20 protein-coding genes are annotated in these 19342 nt (G+C 64.2%); 11 read left to right on the forward strand and 9 right to left on the reverse strand.

Annotated elements, in window-relative coordinates; all coding sequences use genetic code 11:
* Positions 1-30 precede the first annotated feature (30 nt).
* On the reverse strand, positions 31-924 hold the full coding sequence (locus NKH37_RS13525) for a LysR family transcriptional regulator (RefSeq protein WP_353003585.1): 894 nt from the start codon (positions 922-924) through the stop codon (positions 31-33).
* Positions 925-1021: 97 nt separating this feature from the next.
* Here NKH37_RS13525 and NKH37_RS13530 point away from each other — a divergent pair, with 97 nt between their 5' ends.
* Together NKH37_RS13530 and NKH37_RS13535 are read left to right on the forward strand one after the other, a co-directional pair.
* Positions 1022-1771, forward strand: coding sequence for an SDR family NAD(P)-dependent oxidoreductase (locus NKH37_RS13530; protein ID WP_353003586.1), 750 nt, complete (start codon positions 1022-1024; stop codon positions 1769-1771).
* Positions 1772-1931: 160 nt separating this feature from the next.
* Positions 1932-2315, forward strand: a complete 384-nt coding sequence (locus NKH37_RS13535) for a YybH family protein (RefSeq protein WP_352856386.1) — start codon at positions 1932-1934, stop codon at positions 2313-2315.
* Between the two features lie 106 nt (positions 2316-2421).
* Here NKH37_RS13535 and NKH37_RS13540 read toward each other — a convergent pair whose 3' ends face one another.
* The gene (locus NKH37_RS13540; protein WP_023720584.1) at positions 2422-2883 is read right to left on the reverse strand and encodes an Lrp/AsnC family transcriptional regulator; all 462 of its coding nucleotides are present in this window, start codon (positions 2881-2883) and stop codon (positions 2422-2424) included.
* Positions 2884-3041: 158 nt separating this feature from the next.
* Here NKH37_RS13540 and NKH37_RS13545 point away from each other — a divergent pair, with 158 nt between their 5' ends.
* Positions 3042-4049, forward strand: a complete 1008-nt coding sequence (locus NKH37_RS13545) for an ornithine cyclodeaminase family protein (protein WP_353003588.1) — start codon at positions 3042-3044, stop codon at positions 4047-4049.
* Positions 4050-4129: 80 nt separating this feature from the next.
* Here the strand turns inward: NKH37_RS13545 and NKH37_RS13550 are convergent, their stop codons facing one another.
* The gene (locus NKH37_RS13550) at positions 4130-5062 is read right to left on the reverse strand and encodes a dimethylarginine dimethylaminohydrolase family protein (protein WP_023720586.1); all 933 of its coding nucleotides are present in this window, start codon (positions 5060-5062) and stop codon (positions 4130-4132) included.
* A gap of 33 nt (positions 5063-5095) precedes the next feature.
* On the reverse strand, positions 5096-6688 hold the full coding sequence (locus tag NKH37_RS13555; protein WP_352481718.1) for a zinc-binding metallopeptidase family protein: 1593 nt from the start codon (positions 6686-6688) through the stop codon (positions 5096-5098).
* A 75-nt stretch (positions 6689-6763) separates the two neighbouring features.
* Here NKH37_RS13555 and NKH37_RS13560 point away from each other — a divergent pair, with 75 nt between their 5' ends.
* From NKH37_RS13560 to NKH37_RS13585, 6 genes are all read left to right on the forward strand, one after another.
* Positions 6764-7654 carry a LysR substrate-binding domain-containing protein gene (locus NKH37_RS13560; protein ID WP_353003592.1) on the forward strand — a complete coding sequence of 297 codons (891 nt, stop codon included), beginning with the start codon at positions 6764-6766 and terminating at the stop codon, positions 7652-7654.
* A gap of 124 nt (positions 7655-7778) precedes the next feature.
* Positions 7779-8873, forward strand: a complete 1095-nt coding sequence (locus NKH37_RS13565) for an ABC transporter ATP-binding protein (protein ID WP_352816463.1) — start codon at positions 7779-7781, stop codon at positions 8871-8873.
* Positions 8874-8939: 66 nt separating this feature from the next.
* The gene (locus NKH37_RS13570; protein ID WP_031194461.1) at positions 8940-10055 is read left to right on the forward strand and encodes an ABC transporter substrate-binding protein; all 1116 of its coding nucleotides are present in this window, start codon (positions 8940-8942) and stop codon (positions 10053-10055) included.
* Between the two features lie 17 nt (positions 10056-10072).
* Positions 10073-10906, forward strand: a complete 834-nt coding sequence (locus NKH37_RS13575) for an ABC transporter permease (protein ID WP_031194462.1) — start codon at positions 10073-10075, stop codon at positions 10904-10906.
* 4 nt (positions 10907-10910) lie between these two features.
* Positions 10911-11717, forward strand: a complete 807-nt coding sequence (locus NKH37_RS13580) for an ABC transporter permease (RefSeq protein ID WP_353041082.1) — start codon at positions 10911-10913, stop codon at positions 11715-11717.
* Between the two features lie 89 nt (positions 11718-11806).
* Entirely contained in the window at positions 11807-12094 is a 288-nt protein-coding gene (locus NKH37_RS13585; RefSeq protein WP_352523888.1) for a DUF982 domain-containing protein, read from the forward strand.
* Positions 12095-12227: 133 nt separating this feature from the next.
* On the opposite strand, the gene NKH37_RS13590 is transcribed toward NKH37_RS13585, so the two are convergent.
* The 5 genes from NKH37_RS13590 to NKH37_RS13610 form a co-directional block, all read right to left on the reverse strand.
* Positions 12228-12536: a HigA family addiction module antitoxin gene (locus tag NKH37_RS13590; protein WP_352455430.1), complete on the reverse strand. Its 309-nt coding sequence runs from the start codon at positions 12534-12536 to the stop codon at positions 12228-12230.
* Positions 12537-12562: 26 nt separating this feature from the next.
* Entirely contained in the window at positions 12563-12841 is a 279-nt protein-coding gene (locus NKH37_RS13595) for a type II toxin-antitoxin system RelE/ParE family toxin (RefSeq protein ID WP_352489936.1), read from the reverse strand.
* A gap of 153 nt (positions 12842-12994) precedes the next feature.
* On the reverse strand, positions 12995-14059 hold the full coding sequence (locus tag NKH37_RS13600; protein WP_353003595.1) for a glycosyltransferase family 2 protein: 1065 nt from the start codon (positions 14057-14059) through the stop codon (positions 12995-12997).
* 43 nt (positions 14060-14102) lie between these two features.
* Positions 14103-14429, reverse strand: coding sequence for a hypothetical protein (locus NKH37_RS13605; RefSeq protein WP_353041084.1), 327 nt, complete (start codon positions 14427-14429; stop codon positions 14103-14105).
* 99 nt (positions 14430-14528) lie between these two features.
* On the reverse strand, positions 14529-15860 hold the full coding sequence (locus NKH37_RS13610; RefSeq protein ID WP_292659748.1) for a dicarboxylate/amino acid:cation symporter: 1332 nt from the start codon (positions 15858-15860) through the stop codon (positions 14529-14531).
* A gap of 236 nt (positions 15861-16096) precedes the next feature.
* Here NKH37_RS13610 and NKH37_RS13615 point away from each other — a divergent pair, with 236 nt between their 5' ends.
* Positions 16097-17956: a sensor histidine kinase gene (locus tag NKH37_RS13615; protein ID WP_353003597.1), complete on the forward strand. Its 1860-nt coding sequence runs from the start codon at positions 16097-16099 to the stop codon at positions 17954-17956.
* A 6-nt stretch (positions 17957-17962) separates the two neighbouring features.
* Positions 17963-19318: a sigma-54-dependent transcriptional regulator gene (locus NKH37_RS13620; RefSeq protein ID WP_353003598.1), complete on the forward strand. Its 1356-nt coding sequence runs from the start codon at positions 17963-17965 to the stop codon at positions 19316-19318.
* Positions 19319-19342: the final 24 nt, after the last annotated feature.

The following is a 19342-nucleotide window of genomic DNA, read 5'->3' on the forward strand; positions in this document are numbered from 1 at the left end:
GATCGGCTGCGGAGGTCATTCTGCCTTGCGCTATCGCATCAGCGCCGCCATCTGGCCCGCCAGGAAGTCGACGAACAGCCGCGCCCGGACGGGTAGCTGTCGCCCATACGCATGGACGATGTACACCGGCATGGTCGGCATCGCCACCTCGGGCAGGATGCGGACCAGGCGGCCCGTGTCGAGATCGTCCTGCACGGCAAACCGCATCAGATGCGCGATGCCGGCGCCGGCAAGTGCCGCATTGCGGATGGCACCACCATCATCGGTATCGAGCCGTCCGTCCGGCACGATCATCGTACCGTCGGCAAAAGTGACGGGATAGGGCCGGCCGGCCATCTGGTAGCGGACGAATTCGTGGTTCGGTAAATCCTCGACCGATGCCGGACGGCCGCGCCGCTCGACATAGGCCGGTGAGGCCACCAGCACGATCGGCAGATTGGCGATCTTGCGCGCGATGAGCCCGGTGTCCGAGAGCTGCCCCATGCGCACCGCAACGTCATAGCCTTCGCGGATCAGGTCGGCGTGGCGGTCGGTGACGCTGAGCTCTAGTTTGACTGCGCCATGCCGCGAAAGGAACGCCTGCGCCCATGCCGCGATCAGGCCGCGGCCGAGTTCGACCGGCGCTGTGACGCGCAGCAGGCCGCGCGCTGTATCGGCCAGTTGGACGATGTCTTCGGCATCGTCCAGCGCCCTGAGCAGCGGCGCCACGCGCTCGTAATAAGCGATGCCTTCACTGGTCAGCCCGATCCGGCGCGTCGAGCGCTTGATCAGCCTGACGCCCAGCCGCCGCTCGAGCCGCGCCACACTTTTCGACACCGCCGATGGGCTGGAGCCGACCAGCCGGCTGGCGGCATGGAACGAGCCGGCATCGACCGTGCGGACGAAGGCGACGAGACCGGCGGTCTTTTCGAGGATGGTGGTCATTCCGGAATTCCAGGCACGAAAGAATGGATCATGATGATCCTAATACGATTTTTGATCATCATTAAATACCGCTCATCATCGACAAAGGAGAGATTTGATGAGCAAGCTGAACGGCAAGGTCGCCATCGTCACCGGCGCCTCCAAGGGTATCGGCGCTGCCATCGCCAAGGGTCTTGCCACGGCCGGCGCCGCGGTGGTCGTCAACTACGCCTCGTCACAGGAAGGCGCCGACCGCGTCGTCGCCGAGATCGAGGACCGTGGCGGCCGCGCCGTCACCGTCCAGGGCGACGTGTCGCAAGCGGCCGACGTGCGCCGCCTGTTCGAGGCGGCGAAATCGGAGTTTGGCGGGCTCGACATCCTGGTCAACAATGCCGGCGTCTTCGCGTTCGAGCCGCTGGAAGCGGTTACCGAGGCCGAGTTCCACCGTGAGTTCGACACCAATGTGTTGGGCATCATTCTGACCACGCAAGCAGCAGTGAGCCATTTTGGCCCGGGCGGCGGCAGCATCATCAACATAAGCTCGGTTGCCAGCCGCAATCCGCAGCCGAACTCGCTCGTCTACGCCGCCACCAAGGGAGCGGTGGACACGATCACGCTGACGATGTCGCGGGAGCTCGGCGCACGCAACATCCGCGTCAACGCGATCGCGCCCGGCGGCATCGATACCGAAGGCCTCGCGCGCATCGGCATCGTCGGCAGCGAATTCGAGAAGCAGATTATCGCCATGACCCCGCTCGGTCGCTTCGGCCTGCCCGATGACGTCGCCCGCGTCGCGGTGTACCTCGCTTCCGACGAGGCGTCATGGCTGACCGGCGAGCGCATCACCGCCTCGGGTGGCTGGCGATAGGCATCGAGGGCCAGGACCTGCCGTTTCGCGGACCATGCCCCACGCCGCGCGACGTCGAGGACCACCGCAATCGATGACGACAGCGATCTAAGCCCTATGTTTCAGGGACGGAGGAGCGCCGTGCGCTATCGATGACGGCGAGATGCCAGGGAGGTAACGGATGACGGGCGACGAAACAGCAATCCGAAAGCTGGTCGAGACGTGGATGGATGCGAGTAAGCGTGGAGACATCGCGACTGTCCTCAGCTTGATGACGGACGATGCGGTCTTCATGGTTCCCGGCCGGGAACCCTTCGACAAGGAGATCTTCGCGGCGGCCGCGCAGGAGACGGCCGGCGTTCATATCGACGGCACGAGCGATATCGTGGAACTACAGCTTCTCGGCAATTGGGCCTTCATCCGCAGCCGCATCGACATGACCGCGACCCCGCCGAATGGCGAGCCGGTCCATCGATCGGGATATGCGCTGACGCTCCTGCGCAAGGAGCCAGATGGTGAGTGGCGGCTCGCGCGCGACGCTAACCTGCTGACCCTGCAAGGCTAGAGCCGGTCTCCGGCATCTCTGCACCAGGAGGCGCGCTAGGGGGAGCGACAAGGTGGCGAAGATGCGTTCAACGTCGCCCTGAACAGCATTCCCCTCCTCCATCTGATTACACCGGCAAGAGGGCGTTCGGCTTGACATCGGCGATGGAGGCGAAAGTGTGCGTTTCGCGCACGCCGGGCAAAGGCAGGATGACCCGCTGCAGGAAATCCTGGAACACCGCCATTTCAGCGATCCGCGCCTTGACCAGATAATCGAAACCGCCAACCACCATATGGCACTCCAGAACCTCCGGAGCTTTCGCCACGGCTTCGGCGAAGCGGTCAAAGACATGCGGCGCCGTGTGGTCAAGCCTGACCTCGATGAACACCAGCGTTCCCCTGCCGACCTTGCGCGGATCGAGCATAGCCCTGACCGCGGTGATGAACCCGTCGCGGAACAGGCGCTTCACCCGCTGGCTGGTTCCGGTCGGCGACAGCCCGACACGCCCGGCAAGATCAAGCGTCGTCCGGCGCCCATCCTCCTGCAGCAGCCGGAGCAGGCTGCGGTCTATCTGGTCGAGATCGTCCATTCACAATCCACTCTATCTCAGGGATTTGTGTGCTTAATTCACGCACAGATGCCAAAATCAACGTATTTCATCACATAAAACCTCGCAATAGCCTGCGCTTCCCTCACCCACTCAAAGCAGATGTGGTGAGCCGATTTCGACGAACACAGGAGTGCAGGATGACCAAGGAAGCGTGCAGCCCAGCCGGCAAGAGTGCGGCGGAAATCAGCAAGGGAGCGACCGAGATCCTGGTGCTGAGCGAAGCCGACGTGATGGCGTGCATCGACCTCAGCCAGCTTCTCGACGTTCTGGAAGACGGCTTCAAGGCGCTGTCACAAGGTAAGGTCGTCAATCCACCCCGACCACAGCTCGACATCCCCGGAGCCGGCTACAGCCTCGCCATGCCGGCCTGGATGGAGGACATGAACCTGACCGTCAAGATCGTCAATGTCTTCGAAGGCAACCTGGCCAAGAACCTGCCCAGCCATCTCGCCACCATCAGCGTGTTCGATCCGCTGTCCGGCCTGCCGGTCTGCATCATGGACGGCACCTTCATAACCGCGGTGCGAACCTCCGGCTCCGCCGTGCTGTCGGTGCGCGCGCTTGCCCGCCGGGATGCCAGGATAGCGACAGTGATCGGCGCCGGCGTGCAGGCCAACCAGCACCTGCATCTGTTGCCGCTGGTGCGCGACTTTGCCGAAATCCGGGTCGCTTCGAAGAGCTTCGACGATGCGGCAGCGCTTGCCCGGCTGCATCCGTCGGTGGTGGCGGTCGCCGACCTCGAGGCGGCAGTGCGCAGTTCGGACGTGGTGTGCCTGGCGACCCACTCCTACCAGCCGGTGATCGACGCAGGCTGGGTCCAGCCGGGCACGCATGTCTCGTCGGTCGGGGTGGCGCCGCCCGGCGGAGAAATGCCGATCGAGCTCATCGGCAAATCCAGTCTTTTTGTCGAAACCAAGGATGCGTTCAAACCGACCCCGGTCGGTTCTTGCGAGCTTGCCGGCTTCGACCCGGATTTCGGCACCGAGCTTGGCGCCATGCTGCTCGACCGCGCGCCGGGTCGCGTTTCGAATCAACAGATCACCACCTACAAGGCGATGGGCATTGCGATGGAAGACATGGTCGCCGCCGACCTCGCCTATCGTTGCGCCAAGCGTCTGCGCAAGGGAAAGCTCATCGTGCTGTAGGCGCGTGCCGCGAGCCAGGCGGGTTCGACGTTGCTGACAATGGCGCTTTCGTGGGAGCGTTGGGGCTAAAGGCCGGCCCCTCAGGCCGGCTCGCGCTTCAGCGCCTGTGCCATGCAGTGGATGCCGCCGCCGGTCTTCGAGATCTCGCTCATATCGATGGCCGCGACCTCGAAGCCGCGTGCCTTGAGCTGGCCGATCAGCGCCTGGCTGGACGTCGGCGCGATCACCCTGTCCTTGCCCAGCGACATGAAGTTGCAGCCGAGCGCCATCGTGTCCTGGAACGGCACGTCGATAATCTCGTGGCCCTTGCCCTTCAGCCAGTCGACGATGCCCGGCTCCGTGCAGGCGAGGCAGACGGCGGTCAGCTTCTCGGCGATCGGCACCACCATCAGGTCGATATGGACGTAATATTCGTCGATGAACGCGATGCGGGTCTCCCAGCCCTCCTTGTCGAACCAGGCCTGCACCTGGCGGGCGCCCTCCTCCTGCGTGCGGGCGCCGCCGCACCCGATCAGCACCACGCCGTCCTCGATGACGTTGAAGTCGCCGCCTTCGAATGTGCCGGCGGTGACCATGTCATAGATCGGGATGCCGAGCTTCTCATAGGTGCGGATCGCCGCGTAGTTCTCGCCGCGCCGCCACCAGTTGGCCATGGCGGTGATGATGACGCCATATGGCGTCATCACGCTGGAATCGCGTGAATAGACCTGCATCGGCAGTTCCGGCGTCGGCTCATGCCAGTGGATGTTGACGCCGAAATGCTCATAGGCGGCGACAAGGTCCTTGTGCTGCGCCTGCGCGATCTGGACATTGCAAGGCGCCTCGCGCAGATGTTTTCGCGATAGCGAGCTGGTCGAGAGATGGCGCAGGAAATTGGGCGAGCCGAGCAGCACGTCGGTCAGCACGTCGGTCTCGTTGGCGAAGCCCCAGGCGGTCAGCTTCTTGGTGCCGCCGGCCGGGTTGCGGCGCTGCAGCGAAAACGGCTCGGTGACGATGCGGTCATGGACGGTCATGGGTTCTCCTCGTGAAGGGGCGGCTTGGTTGAGTCATGCGGCTTGGTTGCTCGGTATCCACCAGTCCCGTCCGCGCGGGGAGGTGATGTATTCCGGCCAGCGAAATCCAATTGGCGGCTCGTAGTCGCAGAGCGGCGCGATCCAGTTCGAGCCGCCGATGCCGCCACCGGTGCGGGCGACGAATTCGTCCATCGCCGCGTCGCGCGCGGCCTCGTCTTCCAACAGGCGAAGTGCTGCCAGCGCGACCGTCTTTGCGGCGCAGATGACCATCGGGTCGATGGTGGCAGAAATGCCGCCCAGCGCATTCATCGCCCAGGACGGAAAGGCGTGACCGTTCTCCGAGCGCAATGCCGGGCGAGCGACATAGAACCGCGCCGTCGGCGTATGCCATGACATGTCGGTGTAGTCGTCGGACGTCGAATTCACCTGCGACGGCGCCAGGTCGCGGCGCAGGATCGCTTCTGCCTCGCGAGGTTCGATCAGCAGTTCCAATTCCTCGATGAAAGGCTCCTCGCTCGCCACCCCGCCGGCATTGACCTGGATTTCGCGGGCGATCGCCTTAGCCGTCTCGTCCCAGCGCGGCGGCCCGACCGCCGCCAGCGCGTCGAAGGCAATGCCAGCCATTACGTGATTGGCGAGCCCCGGCCGCGACTTCGACACCCAGTGCCGCTCATAGCGGCAGCCGCCCATCACCGCGACGGCTTCCGCATTGCGGTCAAGCACGGCGGTGACCTGCTCGGCCATCGCCAGCGTCGGCACGCGGATCATGTACTGGATCTCGGCCAGCCCGGCCGGCAGATTGTCGGCGGTCGCCTGCCCCGCCGTCAGGATCGCCTCGCTGATCGACCAGCCGCCCTGATGCGGCAGCATGGAATCGCGTAGCGCCTTCGAGGCCATGTACATCATCATGAGCGCGTCGTTGGCGCCCGGCGCCCGGACCGCCGAATGCGCCTGCGGGATCGGCGCCGCGTTGCCTGCCGCCCTCGCCCAATGTTCCGGCTCGTCGCAGATGAAGCGGTAGATCATCGCATAGGCCGCACCGCAATGCGTGTCCCAGCGCGCCGTGTTGCACAGCGGCAGCATGTAAAAAGGATGGAAGGAAATCATGCCCGCCAGCCCATCGTAATAGCCCTTCGCGGCATGGATCGGCTTCGATCCCCTCACCTTCTCCGCCGGCTCTCCGGTGAAGCGCAGCGTGCCCGATATGCCGTGGCGCTGCATCGCCGCCTTGGTCGCCAGCAGCCCGCCGAGGCTGGCAATGCCGAGCCCGGAATGCGGATCGGTGTGGCCGCCGGCCTGTTCGCCGAGGCCCGGACGCGGTCGCTTCACCGTCGCCGCATCCTGGCAATTGCCAGGCACCGCGTCGTACTCGGCATACATGCCGATTGTCGGGCCGGTCCCGTTGGTCCAGTGGGCGCAGAAGGCGGTCGGCATGCCGCCAGAGCCCTCTTCAACGGTAAAGCCTTCGTGCTTCAGGCGCTCGACATACCAGGCGGCCGACTGGTATTCGCGCCAGGCGGTCTCGCCGAAGTCGAAGATGGTCCGCGTCCACGCCGACAGCGACGGCTGGATGTCGTCCAGACAGGCAAGCGCGGTCGCTTGCGCCGAGGTCACCGGTTTCTCCATGGCGGAAAGAAAGCAGTGAAGCGCCTCGCCAAAAAGTGATATGTTTTCCCGGCTCATGCAAATTCGGTTCACCTCTTGAGAATTCCCTCGACGCAGGCGCTGCGCGCGCTCGACAGTTTTGCCCGCCACGGCAGCGTCTGGCGCGCCGCTGACGAACTGCATCTGACCCGCAGTGCGGTCAGTCATCAATTGCGCCTGCTCGAACGCGATCTCGGCTTCGACCTGCTCGCGCGCATCGGCAAGGGCGTGGCGCTGACGCCACGCGGCCAACGCTATGCCAGCGACGTGCGCAAGGCGCTGACGGTGCTAGGCGACGCGGTGACACGCCATGCCGGCACCGGCATCGGCGGCTCGTTCAGTGTCAGTTGTACGCCGGGTTTCGCCTCGCTGTTCCTGTGCACCCATATCGGCGAGTTCCGGCAGATGTACCCCGATGTCGCACTGCGCATCCTGACGCCGCGGCGCCTCGACGACGTCAGCAATGCCGAGGCCGACGCCTTCATCGCCTTCGGCGTCGGCAACTGGCCGAACCGCGTGGTCGAACCATTGTGCGAAATCTCCTTCACGCCGCTGTGCAGCCCCACGCTGCTCAACAAGATCGGCGGCTTCTCCAAGCCGGCAGACGTGCTGCGCGCCAATCTCCTGCATCTCGGTGACACCGAGGACTGGGCGCGCTGGCTGGCCCTGTCCAAGGTCGAGAACCCCGACCCGGAAGGCGGCATCTTCTTTTCCGACATGAACCTGGTCTTTTCGGCGGCAATTGCCGGCCAGGGCATCGCCATGGGCGACGAGCTGACCAGTCGCCGGGCGCTGAGCGAAGGCCGGCTGGTCCGCCCCTTCGACATAGCGATCAATTCGCCGCGCTCGTATTTTCTGGTCTCCGAGCACGCCAAGGCAGCGCATCCGGTGCTGGAGGCGTTTGGGAAATGGCTGAGGTCGAAGCTGTCCGAGAACAAGGAGCGCTAATCTCCCCCCTCGAGGAGGAGATTGGCGCATAGATGAATCAAATTTGCCGGTCAGGCGAAAACTATTCGGTTGCGGTGAGCTGCCGCCCTGCCTACGATTTCGCCTACGCTAAGGGAAGGGCAGGATGCAGCAACCCGGCCGGGCCGCAGAGATCAAGGCAATCGGGATCGGCAAGAGCTTCGGCTCGTTCCGTGCGCTGGACGATCTGACGCTCGATATCGGCCGTGGCGAGTTCCTCACCCTGCTCGGCCCCTCCGGTTCCGGCAAGACCACCTTCCTGATGATCCTTGCCGGCTTCATTCAGCCGACCGACGGCCGCCTTTACAGCGACGGCGTCGACATCACCGAGCGGCCGGCCGAGCAGCGCGCCGCCGGCATGGTTTTCCAAGGCTACGCACTGTTCCCGCATATGAGCGTCGAGGCCAACATCGCCTTCCCGCTCAAGGTGCGCAAGAAACCGGCGGCCGAGATCAAACGCCGCGTCGGCGAAATGATCGAGCGCGTCGGGCTCAAGGGCCACGAGAAGAAACTGCCGTCGCAATTGTCCGGCGGCCAGCAGCAGCGCGTGGCGCTGGCGCGTGCGCTGGTGTTCGAGCCGGGCGTGCTTTTGCTCGATGAGCCGTTTTCGGCGCTCGACAAAGGGCTGCGCGGCCAGATGCAGGCCGAGATGAAGCGGCTGCATCAGGAAACCGGCACCACCTTCGTCTTCGTCACCCATGACCAGAGCGAGGCGCTGGCGTTGTCGTCGCGCGTCGCCATCTTCAATCATGGCAAACTGCTGCAGGTCGGCGCACCGGACGAGGTCTACGACCGGCCGGACAACCGCTTCGTCGCCGAGTTCCTGGGCGAGATCAACATGCTGCCGCTGAAGGGCGTGCGCCCGGCCGACAATGGCTCGACGGGCCTCTGCGAAGACCGCGCGATCAGCATGCGCTGCAAGGCCGAGAAGGTCCGTGGCGACGCCATCCTGGCGATCCGGCCAGAATACATGTCGATCGCCCGCGAAGCCGCCGTTGGCGAAAACGGTATTGCCGCGACTGCCGTCGCCTCGACCTATCTCGGCGCTGCAACGCGGCTCGATCTGACCACGCGGCAAGGCGCCAAGGTGACAGTCTCGGTGCCGAACGAGGTTGCCGCTTCCGCGCTCAGCAAGGGCAATTCCGTGTGGCTGACCTGGCCGGCGGAGAAAGGCTTCCTCCTTCCGGACGGAGGACAATGACGATCGGCGAGGCGAATTCGCCAATCTCACTTTCGAGAATATCAACGACAAAAAAGGGGAACTGACATGACAAACCAAACCAAGAAACATTCCATCGAGGCGCTATCCGCCAGGGCCGTGCGCGGAGAGATCTCGCGCCGGCAGTTCACGCAGCTGGCCGCGCTGGTGCTGGCCGGCACGCCGATGCTGCTGCGCTCGACCGGCGCCTTTGCCGCGGCGAAGGAACTGGTGCTGGTCAACTGGGGCGGCGACGCCATCACCGCCTATGACGCGGCTTACGGCCAGGCCTTCACCAAGGAGACCGGCATCGTCGTCAAGATGGATGGCTCCGGCCCGACCGAAGGCGCAATCGCGGCGCAGTTCAAGAGCGGCGCCCCGACCTGGGACCTGGTCGACGTCGATCCGTTCTCGGCCATCACGCTCGGCGCGCAGGGCATGCTCGAGCCGATCGACTATACGATCGTCGACAAGAAGAAGATGCGCGAGGGGTTCGGTTGGGAACACGCCGCCTCGACCTATTTCTTCTCCTATGTCATCGCCTACGATGCCGAGAAATACGGCAGCCAGGCACCGACCGGCATGGCCGATTTCTTCGACGTGGCAAAATTCCCCGGCAAGCGCTCGCTCTACAAATGGGGCGTGTCGAGCTGGGAAGCGGCGCTGCTTGCTGACGGCATCGCGCCGGCCTCGCTCTACCCGCTCGACCTCAAGCGCGCGCATGACAAGATCGCCGCCTTCAAGGAGAACGTCGTCGCCTATTGGGGTGGCGGCGCCGAAAGCCAGAGCGTGCTGCTCAATGGCGAGGCGTCGATGGCGATCGTCTGGTCGACCCGGGCTTCGCTGATCGAGCAGGATTCCGGCGGCAAGATCAAGTTCATCTGGGACCAGGGTCTGATCTCGCCCGGCGCGCTCGCCGTGCTCAAGGGCAATCCCGGCGGCAAGGACGCGGCGATGAAGTTCATCGCCAGCACCCAGGACCCTGAGAAGGAACTCATCATGTTCGACAAGCTCGGCCAGGGTCCGGCCAATCCGGCCACCGATGCGCTGATCCCCGCCGACAAGAAGCGCATCAACCCCGTCGATCCCGAGAACATGAAAAAGCAGATCCCGCTCGACATGGATTGGTACGCCAAGAACTATGGGGCGGCACTCGACGAATACACGAAGATCATCTCCGCCTGACAAGCCGGGATAACCGGATGAGAGCATACCTCTCCGACAGGATGGGCGCGGCGCTGTTGATGGCGCCGCTGCTCCTCTTTCTTGTGCTGGCCTATGCCTGGCCATTCCTCGGCGTGGTCAAATGGAGTTTTACGCTGCCCACGCCGGGGCTGGGGCAGTACAATGCGCTGCTCACGGATCAGTTGGTGCAGTCGGTCTTTATCCGCACGCTGCGCATCGCGGCGATCGTGACGATCGTTTCGGTTGCCGCCGCCTACGCCATCACCGTTGTCTGGGTGCGCGGCACGCCGGTGCAGCGCGTCGTGGCCGAATTCTGCATCCTGGTGCCGTTCTGGATCTCGGTGCTGACCCGCGCCTTCGGCTGGGTGGCGCTTTTGTCCAATCGCGGCCTGATCAACACCTGGCTGCAGGCGGTCGGCTTCATCTCGGAGCCGCTGGCGCTGGTGCGCAACGAGTTCGGCGTCATCGTCGGCATGACGCATTTCCTCATCCCCTTCGCCGTGTTTCCGCTGGCCTCTTCGATGCGCAGTCTCGACGACCGCGTGCTGCTGGCGGCGCGCGGCCTCGGCTCCAGCCGCATGCGCACCTTCTGGTCGGTGTTCGTGCCGATGACCCGCTCCGGCATTATCGGCTCGGCGCTGATAGTCTTCGTCTTTTCGCTCGGCTTCTTCGTCACGCCGGCGATCCTCGGCGGCGGCCGCAGCGTGATGATCGCCGAGTTGATCTATCTCCGCATCTTCCAGAGCCCGGACTGGGGCCTGGGCGCTGCGATCAGCGTGGTGCTGGTGCTGTTCGTCGGCGCGCTGATGGCGCTGCTGTTCCGCTATATCAGACCAAAGCAACTGGTGTAGCGCGATGCCGACCTACCGCCCCGGTCCCGTCTCGCTGATCCTCGCCGCCCTGGTCGCGCTGTTCCTACTGCTGCCGCTGCTCGCCGTCATTCCGGTGTCGCTGACGCCGAGCCGCATGTTGGCGATGCCGTCAGGCGAATTGTCGCTGCGCCATTACCGGGCGCTGATCGAGGATCCGCGCTGGATCAATTCGATCCTGCTCTCGATCAGGATCGGCGTCGTCAGCAGCGCCTTTTCCACGGTGCTGGCGCTCTGCTTCAGTCTCGGCGTCTGGATGTTCCAGCCGCGCTTCACCGCCGCTCTCGTCGGCTTCGTGTTGTTGCCGATGGTGGTGCCGCCGGTGGTCTCGGCGATCACGCTCTACTTCCTGCTGACCTCGATCTCGGGTTTCTCGTCGTTCTTCGGCTATGACACCTGGCTGGGTGTCGCCATGGCGCATGCGGTGATGACGGTGCCCTTCGCCACGGTGCTGATCCTGGTGTCGCTCAGCCAGCTCGACCGCCGCATCGATCTTGCCGCGCGCGGCCTCGGCGCCACCGTGTGGGAGCGCGCCACCCGCATCATCATGGCCAACATCAAGTTCGGCATCGTCACCGCGGCACTGCTCTCCTTCGTGCTGTCCTGGGAAGAGATCGGCGTCACCCTGTTCATCACCTCGGTCAACGCCATCACGCTGCCGCGCTTGATGTGGATGGGCCTGCGCGACAACATCGACCCGGCGATCGCCGCACTCTCCGTGATCCTGATCGTCATCACCGTGCTGGTGCTTGTGGCGCGCAGCGTTGTGGTCAGGCTACGCGGGGCGCAGTAAGCGCCGCCTCACGCCGTGGTGACTGGCGCGAATGAAACCTTGCGCTACGATTTTCGTTATAGGTAGTTCAACACGTCGAAGGCTTCGCCATGAACCAAGGATGGTTTTCCAAGCCGGTTGCGGTTGCGGTCGGCATCGTGGGAGATATCCGCAATATTTCCAACGCACGGCAGGCTGTCGAGTTGCTGACAGCCCACTGGCGTGACGCCGGCAGCGCCAAACACGGGTTGGCATTGCGCGCATGCCGCCGCGCCACAAGCGACGACCGCTGGACTGAAGCCGCCAGGGACGCGTTCGTCGAGGCCGCGCGGGAGGCGCATGTTCTGGTCGAGCGAGCCGTCGAACCGGAGGACCGGTCCCGGCAGGCGGAGCCGTGATCGATTTGTGAGAGCGTCGGTGGTATTTCCCTGCCTTTCGTCACCGGCCCTGCCTTTCCTTACCGGCAATGTGAGGCCCGGAACCTGACGTCTAGGCCGACAATGCTTTCCCGTTCGGCGGACTTATTGCGTTTCAGGCAGCATGCAGCCTTGGAATGGCGCTGACGTCAACCTCGCGTTCCGCGTGCCACGCATCATAGGCGGCCTGCATCCTGAGCCAGATGGCGGCGCCGTCGCCGAACATCTTTCCAAGGCGCGCCGCGACAGCCGGCGACACCGGCTTCTTTTCGCGGATAATATCGTAAAGCTGCTGGCGCGAGATTCCGAGCAGATTGGCGATTTCCACCTTGGTCTTTCCGGTTGCCGGGATAATGTCGTCGAGCAGCGCCCCAGGGTGGGATGGGCAGCGCTCCATCGGACGCATCGGCTCATACACGCTCATAATCGATTTCTCCAATCTAAGCCGTCTCAATGGTACTGTTCGAAATCGACGCGGGCAGCATCATTGGCGTCGAATTCGAATGTGATGCACCACGGCCCGTTGACATGCACCGTGTAGCGGGTCGGGTTAAAGCCCTTCAAAGCGTGGAAGTCGAAGCCGGGCAGGTCCATGTCATCAGGCCTTTCCGAGACTTCCAAGCGGTCAAGCCGGACAAGGATGCGCTTATGCATCTTGGCGTCGATCTTTCCGGTCTTTCCGGTTTGAAAGAGGTCCGCCAGCGCCTTGTGCTTGAACGACTTGATCATGCAACATGTAAGCATATTGCTTACTCTGGTCAAGCAGGTGTAAGCAAATGATTTACAGAATGGTCCGAGCCCATCGGAGGCAATAACTACGCCCGCTGGACGCTGGGCCGGGCCAGCCGAATACCTGGCGGACCTATGTCACGGCATCATCCGCTAACCCATCGCATGGCGGATTCTCTTGGACAGGCGGCTCAAAAATGCCGGCCTCGACGACGCATCGAGCTTCCACGACAGCACCGCGGTCGCCATTTTCCGCGGCAACACCCCGACCGACAGGAACCAGGCGGCAAGGATGGCGCGCCGCCGCAGGGATGCGGTCATTTCGAGGCTGGCGACGGCGCCGGCCGCCCCGAGCGCCAGCCGGGAATCGTCGGCCACGGGATGTCGGTCTCTGTCGGCGCAAAGCGACGCCAGCCGCTCTTCCAGGTGGACCGGATCGTGGCGGACGGCATCCGATGGCACGATGGTCAGGCCGATCCCGGAGGCCTGGTCCGACAGCGCCTGCATGCGGCGGAAATCGTGGGTTACCCGCCAGCGTGCCCGCTCGGCGAGTTTTTCACCGAACACCGAATGGTTGGCGCCATGGATCCGGTAGGCGCCGAGGCATTCGTCGATGGATTGGACGTGCCCGTACATCGGCGCCAGCGTGGCAAGATAGCCATCGGCGCCTTGGCGGAACTCCGGCTCCGGTATCGGCATGATCGATTCCAGCGTTGCACGGTCGAAGGCCAATCCGCTGGTCACGGTCGTCTGATAGCGGCCCTTGTGCAGGAGTTTCGGCATGACATCGCCGCTGTCGAAGGGCAGTTCGAGCGGCGGAAAGACATCCTTGATGCGTTGCCCTTCGTCGACGATATGCAGCCTGGACTGGACCTGGGCGGTTGCCTCGTCCCAGGTCTCGACAATGGTGGAGACGGCGGTCGGATAGAGATAATCGTCGGCGTCGAGGAACAGGACGATCTTGCCCGAGCTCGCTGCAAAGCCAGTGTTGAATGCCGCCGCGTGTCCGCCATTTTGCGCCCGCGGGCATGCGAGGATCTCGTCGCGATACGATTCCATGATTGTCGTGGAATTGTCCTGCGACGCATCGTCGACGACGATAACTTCGACGTCCGCGTAGTCCTGCTCGAGGGCGCTGTCGATGCTGCGTTTGAGGAAACGCGCGTAGTTGTAGTTCGGGATGATGATGGATACCGGAATTCTCGGGACAGGCTGCATCGCGTTTGACCTCGCATCTTGCTTTGGTTCGGCAAAGGCCCGCTCATGGGCCTGCCCCCTCTTCAAGCGCCCTCTTGGCGCGCAACGAGTTCCCTGAGAGAAAGCCCGCGCTTTCCACCAGGAGACGGGTCACGTTTGCTTTGCGACTTCGTACTGAGGCCGCCATTGCCTTCGAGGCTGCTGCCATGGTCAGGGTCGGCGGCAGCAAAAGCTCCGACGGTTCGGCCAAGGTGATGTCGCAACCGAGCCCGACGGAAATGTCTCGCCTCGCGATCAGGTCGGGAGCGAAGCGGACGGGTGCCTTGAAGGCATGGCGGATACTGGCCTTCAAATGCGGCTGGAACAAGCCCCGCATCGAAAACAGGGCCACTTCAGGTTGCGCTACAGGCGGCATGCCGGCACGGGCCGGTGCTTTTGCCCCAGAGCCGGCGAACCGGCTCCGGGGCTTATAGTCATGTGGCCTAGACGGTCAGGCGGCCTGCAACCCTGGCAGCGACAGGTCGACTTCCTCGGGCAAGTCGCCGGCCATGGCCGCGGCAAACTTCGTCTGGTCGAGTTCTCCCTCCCAGCGTGCCACCACCACTGTCGCCACCGCATTGCCGATGAAGTTGGTCAGCGCCCGGCATTCCGACATGAAGCGGTCGACGCCGAGGATCAGCGCCATGCCGGCGACCGGCACGGTGGGGACGACCGAAAGCGTTGCCGCCAGCGTGATGAAGCCGGCGCCGGTGATGCCGGCGGCACCCTTGGAGCTCAGCATGGCGACGGCGAGCAGCAAGATCTGGTCGCCGTAGGTGAGCGGCGTGTCGGTGGCTTGCGCGATGAACAGCGCCGCCAGCGTCATGTAGATGTTGGTGCCGTCCAGATTGAAGGAATAGCCGGTCGGGATGACCAGGCCGACCACCGAGCGGTTGCAGCCGGCGCGCTCCATCTTGGCCATGAGGCCCGGCAATGCCGCTTCCGAGGACGAGGTGCCGAGCACCAGCAGCAGCTCTTCCTTGATGTAGCGGATCAGCGCCAGGATCGAGAAGCCATTGTAGCGGGCAACCGCGCCGAGCACCACCAGCACGAACAGCAGCGCGGTCAGGTAGAATGTGCCGATCAGCATGGCGAGGTTGGCGATCGAGCCGATGCCGTATTTGCCGATTGTGAAGGCCATGGCGCCGAAGGCGCCGATCGGTGCGGCCTTCATCAGGATGGCGACGAGGCGGAAGATCGGCGTGGTCAGCGCCTGCAGGAAATCGACGACCGGACGGCCGCGATCGCCGACCAGCGCCAGGGCGACACCGAACAGCACCGAGAAGAACAGCACCTGCAGGATATCGCCCTGCGCGAAGGCGCCGGTGATGGTGTCGGGGATGATGTTCATCAGGAAGCCGACGATGGTTGTGTCGTGCGCCTTCTCGGCATAGGCCGTCACCTTGGTGGTATCGAGCGTGGCGGGATTGATATGCATGCCGGCGCCGGGCTGGACGACATTGGAGACGACCAGGCCGACGACAAGCGCCAGCGTCGAGAACACCAGGAAATAGATCATCGCCTTGCCGGCGACGCGGCCGACCTTCTGCAGGTCGGAAACGCCGGCGATACCGGTCGCCACCGTCAGGAAGATCACCGGCGCGATGACCATCTTCACCAGCTTGATGAAGGCATCGCCGAACGGCTTCATCGCCTCGCCGGTTTCCGGATAGAAATGTCCGAGCAGCACGCCGGCGGCGATCGCCGCCAGCACCTGCACATAAAGATGCCGGTATAAGGGAAGTTTGCCGCGCGGCTCGGCGGCAGCGATTGCTGTCTGCATGACGTCCTCCATGGCGCCCCGATCGAAAGCTCGACTCCCCGGGGCAGTTGTTTTGACCAGCAGCCTCGCGACTGCTGAATTCGTGTTTGCAACAGCCGTGCCAGATACGCAGAAGAGCCTTTCATCATTGATTTTGTTGAGCATTCACAAACGTCCGCACTGCTGGACACACAGACAAGTGCGAATCTCCGCATAGGTCGAATTGTGTTTTGTGCGAGTTCATGCACAAATGGGCGATGCTGCAACGCCCCGCCGGTGCCTTGTCTTCGACGCCCGAGCAACTCGCCAGGCGGGCACGCCGAGCCTGGCTGGTGTTTGCGGCCGTCGCCCTGCTGATCCTCACCGCAACGCTCTACGGCGCCGGCCTTTACGGCCGCACCGCCGAGGTCGGGACCTTGGCGGCGCAGGGGCGTACCGACGCCAATCTGAAGGTCGCGCTGCTGCGCGCCGTGCTCGAAAGCCCGCGCGCCCTGCCGCTGCTTTTGTCCGCGGACCAGCAAGTGCGTGACGCGCTGTCGCAGAAAAACGCCGCGGCAATCGATGTTCTGAACCGCAAGCTCGAGGGGCTGGTCTCCGGCACCAAGGCCTCGGTGCTCTATGTCGTCGGCACCGACGGACTGGCGATCGCCTCCAGCAACTGGCGCGAGCCGATCAGCTTCGTCGGCAATGACTACCGTTTTCGCGATTATTTCTCCGGCGCGATGCAGGCCGGAACCGCCGAGTATTTTGCGCTCGGCAATGTCAGCAAGCGTCCCGGCCTCTACATTTCGCGGCGCGTCGGCGATGCCGCCGCACCGCTCGGCGTCGTCGTCGTCAAGGCCGAGTTCGACCAACTCGAAGCCGACTGGCGCGAGGCGAACCGCCCGGCTTATGTCAGCGACGAGAATGGCGTCGTGCTGATCACCAGCGTGCCGTCCTGGCGCTTCATGACAACCGCGCCGCTGGCCGCACCTGAGCAAGCCGCGATCCGCGACAGCCAACAGTTCGGCGACGCGCCGCTGGTTCCGTTGCCGATCATGCACCCGCAGGCGCTCAGCCCGGATGTGTCGATCGTCCACGCGGTGACGCCCGGCGGCAGTGAGGCGGAGTATCTCAGCCTTTCCACGCCGGTCCCTTCGACCCCATGGCAGCTCGACTATCTGATCCCGGCCGAAGCGCCGATCGCCGCTGCCGTCCGCGAAATGCGGCTTCTGGCACTGGGTGCCGTCGTCCCGCTGCTCGGCCTGGCCGCGTATCTGTTGTGGCGGCGGCAGTCGGCGCAGATGCGGATTGCCGCCGAACAGGCGGCGCGCACCGAACTCGAACGCCGCGTCGTCGAACGCACCGAGGATCTGAGCCAAGCCCGCGACCGGCTGCAGGCCGAGATAGCAGGCCACCGCAGCACCGAAGCCAAGCTCCAAATCGTGCAGCAGGATCTGGTCCAGGCCAACCGCCTCGCCATCCTCGGCCAGGTCGCCGCCGGTGTCGCCCATGAGATCAACCAGCCGGTCGCCACCATCCGCGCCTATGCCGACAATGCCCGCACCTTCCTCGACCGCAAGCAGACCGGGCCGGCCGAGGAAAACCTCGGCGCCATTGCAGCACTTACCGAACGCATCGGCTCAATCACCGAGGAGTTGAAGGCATTTGCCCGCAAGGGCCGCACCGCCGCCGAGCCTGTTGAATTACGTGGTGTTGTCGAGGGCGCGGTCATGCTGTTGAGAAGCCGCTTTGCCGGTCGGCTCGACGCATTGGCCATCGACCTGCCGCCGCCGAGCCTCAAAGTCATGGGCAATCGGGTCCGGCTCGAACAGGTGCTGATCAACCTCTTCCAGAACGCGCTCGAAGCACTCGACGGCCGCGACGACGCTTATGTGCAGGTATCGGTCGAGGAGACCGCGGACGGCGTGACGGTCGGCGTGTCCGATAACGGACCTGGCATTCCGCCCGGGATTCTCAAGTCGCTGTTCACGCCGTTCAACACCTCCAAGGAAAAAGGCCTCGGCCTTGGCCTCGTCATCTCGAAGGACATCGTCGCCGATTATGGCGGCCGCATCGAGGTTTCAAGCAACGACAGCGGCACCCGCTTCACCATCCATCTCATGAAAGCAGCGTAAGCCATCATGACGAACGACAATGCCGCGCCGGTCATCTTGATCGACGACGATCGCGATCTCCTCAAGGCCACCGCGCAGACGCTGGAGCTTACCGGCTTCTCGGTCTCGGCCTTTGCGGTGGCGGCCGAGGCGCTGGCCCGGCTCGACGCCGGTTTTGCCGGCGTCGTGGTGTCGGATATCCGCATGCCTCAGATCGACGGCTTGCAGCTTTTCAACCGCATCCTGCGGCTGGATGCCGACATTCCCGTCATCCTCGTCACCGGGCATGGCGACATCGCCATGGCCGTCAAGGCGATCAAGGACGGCGCCTACGACTTCATCACAAAGCCTTTCGCCGCCGACCGGCTGGTGCAGAGCGTGCGTCGCGCGGCGGAAAAGCGCCGCCTGGTGATGGAGAACCGCGCCTTGCGCGAGGCGGCCGGAGAGGCGCAGGACAGCCTGCCGTTGATCGGCCAGACACCGGCGATGGAAAGGCTGCGCCGCACGCTGCGCCAGATCGCCGACACCGATGTCGACGTGCTGGTGACCGGCGAGACCGGCTCCGGCAAGGAGGTGGTGGCAAGCCTTCTGCATCGCTGGAGCCGCCGCGCCAAGGGCAATTTCGTCGCGCTGAATTGCGGCACGCTGCCGGAGACCGTCATCGAGAGCGAGTTGTTCGGCCATGAGGCCGGGGCCTTCACCGGCGCGCAGAAGAAACGGATCGGCCGCATCGAGCATGCCAGCGGCGGCACGCTGTTCCTCGACGAGATCGAAAGCATGCCGGTCTCGACACAGGTGCAGATGCTGCGCGTCTTGGAAATGCGCGAGGTCACTCCGCTCGGCACCAACGAGGTGCGGCCGGTGGATCTGCGCGTCGTCGCCGCCGCCAAGGTCGACCTCGGCGATCCGCGCCAGCGCGGCGCTTTCCGTGAGGACCTTTACTACCGGCTCAACGTGGTGACGATCTCGATCCCGCCGCTGCGCGAGCGCCGCGACGATGTCGCCCTGCTGTTCTTCTATTTCGCCGAGCGCGCCGCCGCCCGCTTCCATCGTCCGGTGCCGGCAGTGCCGGCGACGGTACATCGCCATCTGAGCGACCATGACTGGCCGGGCAATGTGCGCGAACTGGCGCATTTCGCCGAGCGGTTCGTGCTTGGATTGGAGGAAGGCGCCGAAGCACAACCCCCTGCCCCAACTGAATCGAACGCCGCCATGAAGCTGCCGGAGCGGCTGGAGCGCTACGAGGCCGACATCATCCGCGAGGCGCTTGGCCGCAACGAGGGCGATGTCAGGCGCACGATCGAAGCGCTGGGGATTCCGCGCAAGACCTTCTACGACAAGCTCCAGCGCCACGGCATCGTGCGCAGCGATTTTTCCAGGTAATCGCCGCCGGGCCGAGAGGCTCGG

It is taken from the genome of Mesorhizobium sp. M1217, assembly GCF_040318275.1.
Taxonomy (GTDB): domain Bacteria; phylum Pseudomonadota; class Alphaproteobacteria; order Rhizobiales; family Rhizobiaceae; genus Mesorhizobium.

Bases quoted from the DNA above. Each gene is read 5' to 3' on its own strand.
- NKH37_RS13525 (WP_353003585.1), bottom strand. From the start codon at position 924: ATGACCACCATCCTCGAAAAGACCGCCGGTCTCGTCGCCTTCGTCCGC.
- NKH37_RS13530 (WP_353003586.1), top strand. From the start codon at position 1,022: ATGAGCAAGCTGAACGGCAAGGTCGCCATCGTCACCGGCGCCTCCAAG.
- NKH37_RS13535 (WP_352856386.1), top strand. From the start codon at position 1,932: ATGACGGGCGACGAAACAGCAATCCGAAAGCTGGTCGAGACGTGGATG.
- NKH37_RS13540 (WP_023720584.1), bottom strand. From the start codon at position 2,883: ATGGACGATCTCGACCAGATAGACCGCAGCCTGCTCCGGCTGCTGCAG.
- NKH37_RS13545 (WP_353003588.1), top strand. From the start codon at position 3,042: ATGACCAAGGAAGCGTGCAGCCCAGCCGGCAAGAGTGCGGCGGAAATC.
- NKH37_RS13550 (WP_023720586.1), bottom strand. From the start codon at position 5,062: ATGACCGTCCATGACCGCATCGTCACCGAGCCGTTTTCGCTGCAGCGC.
- NKH37_RS13555 (WP_352481718.1), bottom strand. From the start codon at position 6,688: ATGGAGAAACCGGTGACCTCGGCGCAAGCGACCGCGCTTGCCTGTCTG.
- NKH37_RS13565 (WP_352816463.1), top strand. From the start codon at position 7,779: ATGCAGCAACCCGGCCGGGCCGCAGAGATCAAGGCAATCGGGATCGGC.
- NKH37_RS13570 (WP_031194461.1), top strand. From the start codon at position 8,940: ATGACAAACCAAACCAAGAAACATTCCATCGAGGCGCTATCCGCCAGG.
- NKH37_RS13575 (WP_031194462.1), top strand. From the start codon at position 10,073: ATGAGAGCATACCTCTCCGACAGGATGGGCGCGGCGCTGTTGATGGCG.
- NKH37_RS13580 (WP_353041082.1), top strand. From the start codon at position 10,911: ATGCCGACCTACCGCCCCGGTCCCGTCTCGCTGATCCTCGCCGCCCTG.
- NKH37_RS13585 (WP_352523888.1), top strand. From the start codon at position 11,807: ATGAACCAAGGATGGTTTTCCAAGCCGGTTGCGGTTGCGGTCGGCATC.
- NKH37_RS13590 (WP_352455430.1), bottom strand. From the start codon at position 12,536: ATGAGCGTGTATGAGCCGATGCGTCCGATGGAGCGCTGCCCATCCCAC.
- NKH37_RS13595 (WP_352489936.1), bottom strand. From the start codon at position 12,841: ATGATCAAGTCGTTCAAGCACAAGGCGCTGGCGGACCTCTTTCAAACC.
- NKH37_RS13600 (WP_353003595.1), bottom strand. From the start codon at position 14,059: ATGCAGCCTGTCCCGAGAATTCCGGTATCCATCATCATCCCGAACTAC.
- NKH37_RS13610 (WP_292659748.1), bottom strand. From the start codon at position 15,860: ATGCAGACAGCAATCGCTGCCGCCGAGCCGCGCGGCAAACTTCCCTTA.
- NKH37_RS13615 (WP_353003597.1), top strand. From the start codon at position 16,097: ATGCTGCAACGCCCCGCCGGTGCCTTGTCTTCGACGCCCGAGCAACTC.
- NKH37_RS13620 (WP_353003598.1), top strand. From the start codon at position 17,963: ATGACGAACGACAATGCCGCGCCGGTCATCTTGATCGACGACGATCGC.